This is a genomic window from Secundilactobacillus sp. MJ173 (assembly GCF_059704265.1).
Map to the genome: position 1 here is coordinate 45,888 of NZ_BAAKGN010000012.1, position 12,528 is coordinate 58,415.

The 12,528-nt window shown below is 43.3% G+C and carries 15 protein-coding genes and 1 other annotated feature (1 of these 16 cut by a window edge); of the genes, 9 read left to right on the forward strand and 6 right to left on the reverse strand.

Features of this window, described 5'->3' with window-relative positions:
- Window positions 1-65, reverse strand: a binding site (T-box leader) (it extends 194 nt beyond the left edge of the window).
- A 133-nt stretch (window positions 66-198) separates the two neighbouring features.
- The gene (gene hisJ, locus AC6H04_RS01720) at window positions 199-1,035 is read right to left on the reverse strand and encodes a histidinol-phosphatase HisJ (protein ID WP_497570056.1); all 837 of its coding nucleotides are present in this window, start codon (window positions 1,033-1,035) and stop codon (window positions 199-201) included.
- A gap of 225 nt (window positions 1,036-1,260) precedes the next feature.
- Here hisJ and AC6H04_RS01725 point away from each other — a divergent pair, with 225 nt between their 5' ends.
- On the forward strand, window positions 1,261-2,355 hold the full coding sequence (locus tag AC6H04_RS01725; protein ID WP_497570057.1) for a DmpA family aminopeptidase: 1,095 nt from the start codon (window positions 1,261-1,263) through the stop codon (window positions 2,353-2,355).
- Here the strand turns inward: AC6H04_RS01725 and AC6H04_RS01730 are convergent.
- The 3 genes from AC6H04_RS01730 to AC6H04_RS01740 are packed head-to-tail and all read right to left on the reverse strand — an operon-like array spanning window position 2,352 to window position 4,362.
- Window positions 2,352-3,152 carry a C39 family peptidase gene (locus AC6H04_RS01730; protein WP_497570058.1) on the reverse strand — a complete coding sequence of 267 codons (801 nt, stop codon included), beginning with the start codon at window positions 3,150-3,152 and terminating at the stop codon, window positions 2,352-2,354. The two genes, AC6H04_RS01725 and AC6H04_RS01730, sit on opposite strands and share 4 nt — an antisense overlap.
- Window positions 3,137-3,604 (reverse strand): NUDIX hydrolase, encoded by a 468-nt coding sequence (locus tag AC6H04_RS01735; protein ID WP_497570059.1) that lies wholly within the window; start codon window positions 3,602-3,604, stop codon window positions 3,137-3,139. The genes AC6H04_RS01730 and AC6H04_RS01735 overlap by 16 nt, the downstream gene beginning before the upstream one ends.
- Before the next feature lie 17 nt (window positions 3,605-3,621).
- Window positions 3,622-4,362, reverse strand: a complete 741-nt coding sequence (locus AC6H04_RS01740; RefSeq protein ID WP_497570060.1) for a winged helix-turn-helix domain-containing protein — start codon at window positions 4,360-4,362, stop codon at window positions 3,622-3,624.
- Between the two features lie 181 nt (window positions 4,363-4,543).
- Between AC6H04_RS01740 and AC6H04_RS01745 the strand changes: the two genes are divergently transcribed.
- The 7 genes from AC6H04_RS01745 to AC6H04_RS01775 all read left to right on the forward strand — a co-directional run bounded on the left by AC6H04_RS01745 (window position 4,544) and on the right by AC6H04_RS01775 (window position 10,158).
- Window positions 4,544-5,440, forward strand: coding sequence for a phosphate ABC transporter substrate-binding protein PstS family protein (locus AC6H04_RS01745; RefSeq protein WP_497570061.1), 897 nt, complete (start codon window positions 4,544-4,546; stop codon window positions 5,438-5,440).
- Window positions 5,441-5,581: 141 nt separating this feature from the next.
- A complete protein-coding gene (pstC, locus tag AC6H04_RS01750) occupies window positions 5,582-6,505 on the forward strand; it encodes a phosphate ABC transporter permease subunit PstC (protein ID WP_497570062.1) in 924 nt (307 codons plus the stop codon).
- Entirely contained in the window at window positions 6,502-7,389 is an 888-nt protein-coding gene (gene pstA / locus AC6H04_RS01755; protein ID WP_497570063.1) for a phosphate ABC transporter permease PstA, read from the forward strand. The genes pstC and pstA overlap by 4 nt, the downstream gene beginning before the upstream one ends.
- Window positions 7,390-7,395: 6 nt before the next feature.
- Complete coding sequence (gene pstB, locus AC6H04_RS01760; RefSeq protein ID WP_497570064.1) at window positions 7,396-8,196, forward strand: phosphate ABC transporter ATP-binding protein PstB; 801 nt, start codon at window positions 7,396-7,398, stop codon at window positions 8,194-8,196.
- Between the two features lie 13 nt (window positions 8,197-8,209).
- Complete coding sequence (pstB, locus tag AC6H04_RS01765) at window positions 8,210-8,965, forward strand: phosphate ABC transporter ATP-binding protein PstB (protein ID WP_497570065.1); 756 nt, start codon at window positions 8,210-8,212, stop codon at window positions 8,963-8,965.
- A 13-nt stretch (window positions 8,966-8,978) separates the two neighbouring features.
- Complete coding sequence (gene phoU / locus AC6H04_RS01770; protein ID WP_497570066.1) at window positions 8,979-9,656, forward strand: phosphate signaling complex protein PhoU; 678 nt, start codon at window positions 8,979-8,981, stop codon at window positions 9,654-9,656.
- 301 nt (window positions 9,657-9,957) lie between these two features.
- Complete coding sequence (locus tag AC6H04_RS01775) at window positions 9,958-10,158, forward strand: cold-shock protein (protein WP_089108851.1); 201 nt, start codon at window positions 9,958-9,960, stop codon at window positions 10,156-10,158.
- A 236-nt stretch (window positions 10,159-10,394) separates the two neighbouring features.
- Here the strand turns inward: AC6H04_RS01775 and AC6H04_RS01780 are convergent, their stop codons facing one another.
- Entirely contained in the window at window positions 10,395-10,868 is a 474-nt protein-coding gene (locus AC6H04_RS01780) for an S-ribosylhomocysteine lyase (RefSeq protein WP_098823680.1), read from the reverse strand.
- 63 nt (window positions 10,869-10,931) lie between these two features.
- Window positions 10,932-11,717: a carbon-nitrogen family hydrolase gene (locus AC6H04_RS01785; protein ID WP_497570067.1), complete on the reverse strand. Its 786-nt coding sequence runs from the start codon at window positions 11,715-11,717 to the stop codon at window positions 10,932-10,934.
- 156 nt (window positions 11,718-11,873) lie between these two features.
- Here AC6H04_RS01785 and AC6H04_RS01790 point away from each other — a divergent pair, with 156 nt between their 5' ends.
- Complete coding sequence (locus AC6H04_RS01790) at window positions 11,874-12,515, forward strand: histidine phosphatase family protein (RefSeq protein WP_497570068.1); 642 nt, start codon at window positions 11,874-11,876, stop codon at window positions 12,513-12,515.
- Window positions 12,516-12,528: the final 13 nt, after the last annotated feature.

Genomic DNA, 12,528 nt, shown 5'->3' on the forward strand with positions numbered 1-12,528 from the left:
GTTTCCAGCATTCCAAGCTCTCTGCGCATCGGCGTTCAACTACTTTTTCTAATCACAACTTATTTTGTCATTCAGTTTTAATGGTTGTATCTAATTTAACACCAAATTCTAATTTGTCAATGTATCTTTTAATAATATCAGCTAGTGTTAGCGCTTTATTACATGGTGTAACGGCATTCCCAATTATTAAAATTAATTTCATTTTACCATAGCCATCAACGTATGATACCCGTGGCCTACTTCTTTAACGCTGTGTGCGTCGCTACCGTAAACTAACGGGATCTGCATCTGCTGAGCCTGTTTTAAAATGTCAGCATCCGGATAAGTTTCGTTACAGAATTCCTTATAAAGTCCGGCGGCATTATAATCAAGTTCATCACCATGCTGTTTAACTTCTTGTAATAAGGTTGTGATGACTTGTTTCGTCTCAGCATCATAAGCCCGCGGCAAGCCAAAGTAATCCTGAAACTTTTTGATCAGCGTGATATGTCCAATGCGTTTAGGTGCGTAGGCACCAAGATCTGCATTTACCGCTTCGGTCACCGCTTTAAAATACTGATGATACAATGATTGTCCATTACTTGCGTGCTTGAGCAGTCCCTTTTCAAAATCATCAAGGGTATCGTCGACGCACCAAAAATGATCATCCGTCCCCTGCATGAAGTGAACGGATAAAACATTATCAGTCGTTTGCGGCCCATATTCATTTAGAAAGTCCCGTGTCCACTGTACCTGATTGGGTAGAAAGTCCACTTCAAACCCAACGTTGATTTGAATTTGTGTGCCATATTTATCCTGCATCCGCCGCACCTTTTTGAAATAAGCAGGTAAGTCGCTCATAGTCATCGAGGCCTCGGTATAACCGGTTTCTAGCCCCGCATATTCCGTAGCAAATGCTGGTGGTAGTGGCGCATGCTCCGTAATACTGTAGCTTTCAAAGCCAAGCCGAATTGCCTTTTGAATCATCAACTCCACGTCATCACCGCTACCATGCGGACAAAATTCCGTGTGTGAATGGCCATCTTGTTTTAACATAAAGATCCCCCTAACCTTGAATTGCTATAGTTGTATCATATACTGAAGTAGATGTTGCGATTTGTTGGCAATTTTACAGAAAATAAGCTAGATCCTGCTACTTACTCATAAAATTAGCAACTAGTGACATCTTCAAAGAATAATTGCTATAATGAATTAAATTATCTCACCGTTTTATCATTATTTAAAGTATCCACTTGTCACTCATTAAGAGGAGGAACTATTTTGGGACTCTCAAAACCTTTTTTAGACGCAATTAGCACGGATTCAGTTCGTGGTCCGTTAAATCTGATCACTGATGTGCCTGGTGTATCAGTTGGTCAAACCACCTTCAATAGTGGTACCCACCATACGGGCATCACGGTGATCAAACCAACTGCTGACAATGTCTTTCTCAATAAACTACCGGCAGCTGCCCACGTTATTAATGGCTTTGGTAAAAGTACCGGCTTAGTTCAGATCAATGAACTAGGTACGCTAGAAACCCCCATTGTGCTAACGAATACCTTTGCGGTAGGAACCGCTGAAACCGCACTGGCCGAAGACATGATGGCTGAAAATCCAGACATTGGCAACACTACCAGCACAGTGAATCCTGTCGTTATGGAATGTAACGACGGTGATATTAACGACATTCGCGACGTTTTCATTACTAAGGATGACGTTCTAAACACTTTGCATCATACCGGTGCGTCATTTGACGAAGGAACGGTGGGTGCCGGTGTCGGTATGAGCTGCTATGATTTAAAGGGCGGCATCGGTTCCGCCAGTCGGGTGATTAAAATCGATGGTAAGTCCTTTACAATGGGAGCTTTGGTGCTATCAAACTACGGCTTTTTGCGTGATTTGAACATCTACAACGTCCCCGTTGGCGAAAAATTGGCTGCCTTCAAAGCTGAAAAAAAGCAAAAAGAAAAAGGCAGTATCGTCACTGTTCTAGCAACTGATATTCCCTTTAATTCTCGTCAGTTAACCCGGATTGCTAAGCGTGCCAGCGTTGGCATCACCCGAACTGGGGCCTTCATCGGTAACGGCAGTGGTGAAATCGTCTTAGCTTTTTCAACCGCCAATCGGATTGCCCACTATCCTAAAACTGAACTGTCCTCACAAACTGCCATCACGGATGATAAATTCGACCGTTACTTCCGTATGACCGTTTCAGTAGTCGAAGAGGCCATTCTAAGCGTATTGACTCACGCGACAACGGTTACCGACCGCAAAAACAATCCTCGTCTAAGTCTCCATGATGCATTAACGGCTTATCAGGGCGAACACCAAGATCCCGAGATTTCACGCTTGCAAGATCAGCTAGGAATTTAACCAATCTTAACAGCCCATTGCCGTGCATCATAAGCCCTTTTAAATCGTGCTATACTCAGCCAATAACGACCGTCGATCGGGTCCGAAACGTGCAACAACTCGCCAAAATAACCATCAACTAATACTGCATGGTTATTGCCCATCGCCCGTCCAAATGAATATTCTCCCCATTCAGGGATTCCGAAGTTCACCGTCACGTATGCGACGATGGGCTTTTTTTGTTGCAATAAAGTCGGCATCTTTTCAGCAGTTAACCCACTGACGTCAGTGACCGGTGCATACTTCTTCGCCCAAGTGACTAACGGATCTGGATAGATCGCTTCAAAATGCCCCGGCATATCTTGATCAGGCTTACCGCCAAAACCATGGTTTGGATTAAAGTCAGCTGCCCTAGGCATTTCCTTTAAGAAGGTTAAATAATCTAATTCAGTGGCATACCCCTTTGCATGGAGGCCTTCCAACAAAGCAGCCGGTTCACAGCCACTCTGCATCCCCCACCAAATCTGATTGATGTTTTCTGCTTTAAGGTTAAATGGCTGTCGCCCTTCTTTAAGGGCTGCCTGCCACAAATCAGGATTCAGCGTAACGGCATTTTTTAAAAGATACCGGTCATCCTGTATTTGATAGAAGTGTTCACCATGATCATCCGTCACTTCTTGGCTCACAGTAACAGCTGTCAAAGCACTCATTTGGTCAACCTTTTTCCCCCTACTATCGATGACTGCTGTACCATTCGCCGTCACGCACCCACTGGTCTTTTCGGGTTGATGTGCTGCTAATACTAACCGACCTGCCATGAGTTCACCTCATCAATGACTGCTTGAGCCATTTTCTTTGATTGTTCATTAAACAAAGTCGGCAAATGGTTTAAATCAAAATATTTCACCTGTTTAGTCTCGTTGGTAACGTGGTTCAATGGTTGACCACCCGTTTGCCGAACTAAATACAGTGCCGTAATGAGTTGTGTCTGATCACCATTAGGATAGGTGTAAAAATCCTTGTCAAATAATTGAAGTAACTTCACTGGTTCCACTTCAATCCCCGCATCTTCCAGGTATTCTCGCTGACAGGTTTCGACAAAACTAGCACCAAATTCCATGTAACCGCCAGGGAAACTCCAGTCACCAGTATCCGCGCGTTCCTGTAATAATAAACGGTTGTTATCATCTAGTAAGGCACCAGCCGCGGTATTCAAAATCATTGGTCGATGTCCTACCAGTGCCCTCATCTCGTGAATATAGTCTGCCATAAAACCACCCTTTCAATTTAGGTATTCGGTTTTATTATAGCAGTTACCTTGTCAGCTGTATCCTTCTCCGTAACGCTTTTGAAAATGTAGCCAAACCCCCGCACCGTCTTTAAGCATTGTGGATTCTTGGCGTCAACTTCGATCAATTTGCGTAACTTGCTGATATGCGAATCAATCGAACGTAACGTTGCATCCCGGTTGTTGCGCCAAACTCCTTCAGCAAGCTGGGCGCGGGTCAGGACAACGTTTTCGTGCTGCATAAAGTAAACTAATAACCGAAAATCCACGGGACCCATTGTGAGCTTACGACCATTCACGGTAATCATATAGTGCTGAAAATCCACTTTCAGTTGGCCCGTATTTAAAAATTCACGACTTTCTTCCTGTGGTTGATAATACCGCCAAATCTTCTGTTGAATTCTCGCCCGCAGTTCACAGTTAGCCATCTCTAACGACAGTAAATCATCAAAGTGAAATCGATCAAAAATGTCGCAGACTTTCGTGACAGCTAACTTTTGTCGATGAATCGCTAATAATGGCCCGTGAAACTGCTGACGCATCAACACCAATGTATCGATTCGCTGAGTTAAAGCAAAGAAGTGATCTAAATCCAAAATAATGACAGTTTGATTGTCACGGTTCAACAAGAAGTCGGGTAAATAAGTGGGACTGCTAATGATTTGCCAATCAGTCATAATCTGTTTGAGTCGTTTCAACAGATTGTCATTGTCGCTAATCAGCAAAATACTTCTATCCATTGGGCTTCCTCTTTTCATTTCAGTTGATACCATAGTTATCCCACGTTTCATTGTCCAACAAAACCCGTTTTACATAATCTTTACATGACCTATACATTAACTTTACGCAGACCTTTTATACTAACCTTGTGCTTAGGAATTGCCATTCTACAACACAATACTTTTAAAGGGGAATATGTTCATGCATAAAAAAACATTGCTTTCCACGTTAGTTGCTTTTAGTCTCGCCGGCCTGCTATTAGGAGGTTGCAGTTCGAAGTCGAGCCACAAATCTTCTGCCGACAACACCAAGGCTGCAAAGGTCACTAAGATCACAGCCGTTGGTTCAACTGCACTTCAACCATTAGTTGAACAAGCTGCACAGGATTACCAGGCTTCAAACAAAAACGTGAACCTCACCGTTCAAGGTGGTGGTTCGGGAACCGGTCTAAGCCAAGTTCAACAAGGTGCAGTTCAAATCGGTAACTCCGATATTTTTGCGGAACAGTCATCGGGAATTAAAGCGGATAAGCTGGTTGACCACAAAGTTGCCGTTGTGGGTATGACCCCAGTAATCAATCCTGAAGTTGGTGTTACTAACGTCTCAATGGCACAATTACGTGACATCTTCACTGGTAAGATCACTAACTGGAAACAAGTTGGTGGTAAAGATCAAAAAATCTCAGTGATCAACCGTGCGCAAGGCTCTGGTACTCGAGCAACCTTTGAAGGGGCTGTTCTGGAAGGCAAAAAGGCCGTAACGTCACAGGAACAGGATTCTAACGGTACGGTGCAAAAACTGGTTTCATCAACACCCGGTGCCATCAGTTACCTTGCTTTCTCCTATGTAAACGACAAAGTTAAAGCCCTCTCCATTGATAACGTTAAACCAACTGACAAGAACGTCACTACTAACAAATGGACCATTTGGTCATACGAACATATGTATACCAAGGGACAACCAGCTAAAGCAACTGCAGGTTTCTTGAAGTACATGAATTCTGGTAAAGTCCAAGATAGTCTAGTCAACAAGCTTGGCTACATCAGTATTCACGACATGAAAGTGACCAAAAACGCTAAAAACGTTGTCACCAAATAATCGAACTTAAACAACCAATAAGCGGAAAATCAGGCAATTACCAACCGTCCTGATTTTCCGCTTATCTATGGCATACCAGCACGAATTTCATCGTTCCTGCTGGCATTGAAACAAATACATTGTGATATTGGAGGCTTTTATATGGATGATATTCAACACAAATTAACCGCACCTTCTAAAGCATCACATGAAGATGTTATGGGTCGAACCATCAGCTACACTTGCATCGCTGCAATCATCATCCTTGTGATCAGTATTCTCTACTTCATTACTTCCCGGGGAGTTGCTACGTTTACAGCTAATCACGTCAATCTCTGGCAATTTTTGTTTGGAAAAGAATGGAATCCCGGCACCTTGAATGCCAACGGTCAGCCCCAAGTCGGCGCACTACCGATGATTGTTACTTCGTTTAGTGTAACGATCTTAGCCGCCTTAGTTGCCACACCATTTGCGATTGCAGTAGCACTCTTTATGACTGATATCGCACCAAAGAATGGTGCCAAATTTCTGCAACCGGTAATTGAACTGTTGGTGGGGATTCCATCCGTTGTTTACGGCTTTATCGGTTTAACGGTGGTTGTCCCGTCTATTCGTCATCTTTTTGGCGGAACTGGCTCCGGTATTTTGGCCGGTACCATCGTGCTGTTTGTGATGGTACTGCCAACGATTACTTCGCTGGCTGTTGACGCACTACGAGCAGTTCCCACCTACTTTCGTTCTGCTTCATTGGCACTAGGTGCAACCCGTTTTCAAACCATCTATAAAGTTCTTTTACGTGCGGCCATGCCCCGCTTACTCACCGCAGTCATTTTCGGCATGGCTCGCGCATTCGGTGAAGCACTGGCCGTTCAGATGGTCATTGGGAACGCCGCTTTAATGCCTCGTAATCTAGTAACACCAACTTCAACGTTGACCAGTCAGTTAACGACTAACATCGGTAATACCATTATGGGAACATTACCAAACAACGCACTGTGGTCATTAGCCTTAATCCTGCTACTAATGTCTCTAGTGTTCAACTTACTCATCCGTTACATCGGAAAGCGAGGCGAAATAAAATCATGACACCGAACCAAACGGATCGAATAGCCACCCAAATCATTAACTTCCTGGTTTTGATCGTCGTTCTCATTTTATTTTTCTTATTAGGCGATATCATTCTGAGTGGCTTTCCACATATTAGTTGGCACTTTTTAACTTCCCCATCTAGTTCATTTAGTGCTGGCGGCGGCATTCGGGACCAACTGTTTAACTCCCTTTACCTGTTAATGTTAACACTCATCATTTCGTTTCCGTTGGCCCTTGGATCGGCCATCTATTTATCGGAGTACGCTGGTAATAATTGGCGTACTGGGCTGATTCGAACGGCGATAGAAGTGCTTAGTTCACTGCCTTCAGTCGTTGTTGGCTTGTTTGGTTACCTGCTATTCGTCATTGAATTTCACATGGGTTTCTCAATTCTATCTGGTGCGATTGCACTGACGTTTTTCAACCTGCCACTGTTAGTCCGCAGCATTGAAGGCTCATTACACGCAGTCCCAGATAGTCAGCGTGAAGCCGGTATTTCCCTGGGCCTTTCCAACTGGCGAACGATTCGTGGGATCATCTTGCCAGCAGCGCTACCTGGAATTTTGACGGGTATCATTCTTAGCGCCGGTCGGGTATTTGGCGAAGCTGCCGCCTTAATTTACACAGCTGGACAAAGTGCACCAATTTTAAATTATTCAAATTGGAATCCCACTGACAGCAACAGTTTTCTTAATCCAATGCGTCCAGCTGAAACGTTGGCCGTTCACATCTGGAAGGTCAACACTGAAGGAGTTACCCCCGATGCTGTCAGCATCTCAGCTGGTGCGTCAGCCGTACTGATCATCGTCATTCTACTGTTTAACTTTGGCGCCCGTGCAATCGGCAACCACCTGTACAAAAAAATGACTGGAGGGAAGTAAGACACCATGGAAACCTATGATTTGAGTCAAAATCACATTGTCGTTCCAACCGAAGAAATTGCTTTATCCACCAATCAGTTACAAGTCTATTACGGGAATGGTTCTCGTGCTTCCATGACCGATGCCAGTCTAAGTTTCCCCCGCTTTCAGATCACTGCTTTGATTGGCGCTTCCGGTTCGGGTAAATCAACTTATCTACGTTCACTCAACCGAATGAATGACCGGATTGCCCGCGTTGAAGGCGAAATTAAGTATCGCAACACCAATATCAATAGTCCCAAAGTGAACGTCTACGAGGTTCGTAAACATATCGGCATGGTGTTTCAAAAACCTAACCCCTTCGCAAAATCAATCTCCGAAAACATTACCTTCGCGCTTAAAGCCGCGGGAATCACAAACCGACAGGCGTTAAATGAACGGATTGAAACCAGTCTAAAGGAAGCCGCTCTGTGGGATGAAGTCAAAGATGATCTTGATAAGAGCGCACTCGCTCTATCTGGTGGTCAGCAGCAACGATTGTGCATTGCCCGCGCAATCGCCATGAGGCCAGATATTTTATTGCTGGATGAGCCTGCCAGTGCCCTAGATCCTATTTCTACTACTAAGTTAGAAATGACCCTTAAGGAATTAACCAAGAACTATACGATCATTATTGTGACTCATAATATGCAACAGGCTTCACGCATTAGTGCTTACACTGCTTTTTTCCATTTGGGACACGTGATCGAATATGATCAGACTGAAAAAATCTTCCAAACACCAGAAATGCAAGCCACGCACGATTATGTCACCGGCCATTTTGGTTGAGAAAGGACTTCCTATGACTGCATTGTTATCAACAAAAGATGTTCACCTTGCATATGGTAAAAAAGAAGCACTCCACGGTATCAACTTAGATTTTACAGATCACAGTATCACCGCACTCATTGGTCCATCCGGTTGCGGTAAATCTACCTTTTTACGTTGCTTAAATCGCATGAACGACTTAATTCCAAAAACAACCATTACTGGTAGTTTTCAATTTCACGGTCAGGATATCTATGCCCCCACTACTAATTTAGTTGAGCTGCGCAAACAAATCGGCATGGTCTTTCAACAACCGAACCCTTTCCCATTTTCCGTCTATGAAAACGTTACTTATGGTCTGAAGTTAACCGGCCACAGAGACCGAAAATTTTTGGATGAACAAGTCGAACGTGCGCTTAAACAAGCAGCCGTTTGGGATGAAGTTAAAGATAATCTCAATAAGAACGCCATGTCATTTTCAGGTGGACAGCAGCAACGAATCTGCATTGCCAGATTGCTTGCCGTCCAACCTGATATTATCTTGTTGGACGAACCAACCAGTGCATTAGACCCGATTTCTAGTGCCCAGATTGAAACCACTTTAATGGCACTCAAAAACGAATACTGCATCATTATCGTTACCCATAATCTACAGCAGGCCTCGCGCATCGCTGACCGGACAGCCTTCATGTTAAACGGCAACCTGATTGAATATGATCTTACCAGTAAAATGTTCACCAAACCCGCAATGCAAGATACCAGTGATTATCTCAATGGTAAATTTGGTTAGGAGTGATATTATAATGAATAACATTTTTTCACTTGAACTTAAAAAATTATACTCAGTTTTTACTCAGATGGGTGACGCGGTCAGCGAACAAATCGAACAAGCCACCGAATCCTATATCAATCACGATAAGGTTGCCGCTCAAAGTCTCGTTCAACAAGATAATTCTATCAATGGCAATGAAGTGGACCTCGAAAAACAGGCACTCACATTGATGACGTTACAACAGCCCGTGGCCGATGATTTTCGTAATGTCATCACGATTTTAAAAGCCAGTTCAGATTTGGAACGGATTGGTGATCACGCAACCGGCATTGCCCTAGAAACCATTCGTGTCAAAGGCTCTCACCGCAACAAAGAGGTGGAAACTAACATTGCATCCCTAACTACCATGATTCGGGAGATGCTCAAGGAAGCTCTAACCGCCTTCCAAGACATCGACATTAAACAAGCACAAGTTGTCGCTAATCAAGATCAAGATGTGGATGCCAAATTCGATGAGATCAGAAATAATATTACCGATGCTATTCATGCCGATCCAGCTGTGGCTGAAGCTGGCGCAAGTTATCTCATGGTAACTAAACTATTGGAGCGGATTGGTGATCGAATCGTGAACTTAGCTGAAGAAATGGTTTATAACCAAACTGGAGAAATTGTTGAACTTAATCAGGGACGTTTACACCCAAACGATTAACTTAAGAAAACAGCAAATTAAGGAGTTTCTGTAATTAATAAAAAAGAATTTAATTAATTTCTTTATTGCTATAACTGACGGGGGAGTAACGATTAGGCGTCCAAATTTCGACTAAATACTAGACAATTTCAAATAATTGAGGTTTTAGCACTTGCTATTACTGCCAATAGCTGGTAAGCTTACAACTAATGTATTTAATACTTCGAAATTTTGGTACGACGTTCGTAAGAATGACTTCCCCGATTTCTAAAGTTTCAGATACACAAATATATTGCGCTATGCGCTCGGAGGTTTCACTCTTATGGAACAAGGTACTGTAAAATGGTTTAACGGCGACAAAGGTTTTGGCTTTATTACTTTGGAAAACGGCTCAGACGTTTTCGTTCACTTCTCAGCTATCAATGCTGATGGTTACAAGACTCTTGAAGAAGGTCAACATGTAACCTTAGACGTAGAACAAGGCGACCGCGGCCCACAAGCAGCCAACGTTACTGTTGCTTAATTCGTTTAAATCATAATAAAAGAACCCATCGATTATATCGGTGGGTTCTTTTTTGTTTAAGCTGTGATAAAACTCAGATTCCGGCTGCTCGTCCCCCTACTTCGCCTAAACGTGTAAAACAACTCAGATTCCGGCCATATAGTGTCATAAAAAACGGGTACCCGCCCAAGAACAGCGGATACCCGTTTTTTATGACACTATATTCTGGAATCTAAACGAGTTGTTTTACACTCTCTCTAAATAACATTTCTCTCAAACGGATCATCACTAATACCCTTTTCAAGGATATCGCGAGACCACTGCTTAGCAGAGAATAACGAGTGATCACGGTAGTTACCGCAACTTGTAATATCAGTTCCGGGAACGTCTTCCCACTTAATATCGTTAGCAATCTGCTCCAAGGAACTCTTCAATGCCTTCGCAACTTCAGTGGTTGTTGGCTCACCCCACATAATGAGATGGAACCCGGTACGGCAGCCAAATGGAGAACAGTCAATAACACCATCCATCCGGTCACGCAATAAACCAGCTAATAAATGTTCAATCGTGTGAAGACCAGCAGTTGGAATTGCATTTTCGTTAGGCTGGACCAGTCGTAAGTCAAAGTTAGTAATCGCGTCACCTTTTGGTCCCTTTTCCACCGTAATCAAACGAACATAGGGTGCTTTAACCTTAGTATGGTCTAATTGAAAACTTTCTACTTTTGCCATGAAAATCCTCCTTGAAATTAATATCTGTACGGATACTATTATACCGCTGATTGGATTCAGGTGTCATTCGTATAGCTCTGGCCGACGATCAGCAAATACCGGCATAAAACCACGAACCTTATCCGTTGCATTGGTATCAATCGTCACTGTCTTCAATTCTTCATCATTACCCAGCGTTAGTACCTCATTACCAAGTGGATCAATCACAGCTGAATGACCACCGAAACGATTATCTGGATCCGCACCAACCCGGTTAACAGCCACAACAAAGCTTTGGTTCTCAATAGCGCGTGCGGCTAATAGTGTGCGCCACTGTGCGATACGCGGTGTTGGCCACTCTGCTGGAACAAAAATAATCCGGCTGTCCGACAACGACAACGTTCGCAACCATTCAGGGAAACGAATGTCGTAGCAAATCACACTAGTGGCGGGTACCCCTTTCACCTCAAAATGATCTTGGGCATTACCAGGGGTCAAAAAGTCATCTTCGCGCATCAAACCGAATAAATGAACTTTATCGTACGTGGTCAATAACTCACCGTTTTCGTTGAAGACGTACGTGGTATTAAAGAATTGCTGATCTCGTTTTGTCGCAACGGATCCAGCGTGAATCATAATATGGTACTTTTTCGCAAGTGCCTGACAAACATGCAACGTCTGACTACCGTTTGCATCCGCAATATCATCAAACCGGCTAAGATCATAGCCGGTATTCCACATTTCTGGAAAAACCACGATATCAGCATGCTCACTGGCGGCTTGTGCTACAAATGATTCAATTTTCGAGAAATTTTCGGCTGGTTTGCCGAAACTAATATCCATCTGTGCTATAGAAATTGTAATTTTCATTTCAACGCCTCCATGTTTTGTTTTTAGTATAATACTGATATTCTCGCTATCAAGTCTATATTAATCTTTAAATTAAATTTCTTAAAAAACCATAGTTGCACATCAATCAATTATCCGGCACAATGAAAGAAATTATGTTTGAAAGAAGGAATCACAATGGACTCATTCACCGTTTATCTGGTTCGCCATGGCAGTACGATGTTAAATAGCTTCAATCGTATGCAAGGTTGGATTGATTCTGACCTTTCAGATGAAGGGATTCAGCAAGCTGGGCAAGCCGCTGAAAAATTACGGGGTGTCACTTTTGATCGTGCTTTTTCTTCAGACTTGGGCCGGGCCATTAGTACCCGTAACATCATTTTAAACCAGCTCCACCAGACACCTGATGAAGTGACCCAATTACCCGCATTTCGCGAAGTGAATTTTGGCTTCTTTGAAGGCCTAGATTCTGATGATATTTGGGCTGGAATTGCCGCACCTTATGGCAAACATAGTCAAGACGACTTAATGGCAATTGGTGGCCTTAAAGAGACTCGTGATGCCATGAAGCAAAGTGACCCATCACACACCGCCGAAGACTATCAGGCCGTAATTTCACGCGTTAAAACAGGTTTTACTACCCTGCGTGAACACTGCAAAAACGGTGAGTCGATTCTATTGGTCAGTCACGGCACCCTAATCCGGACAATTATCGATTACTTAGGTGTCGACACAACGGGTAATTACCCTCAAAACGGTAGTGTTAGTGAGTTAACCATCTTCCCTGACCAAGTTGCCGTTGAAGCCTATAACCAGTGATGAAAATTACTTT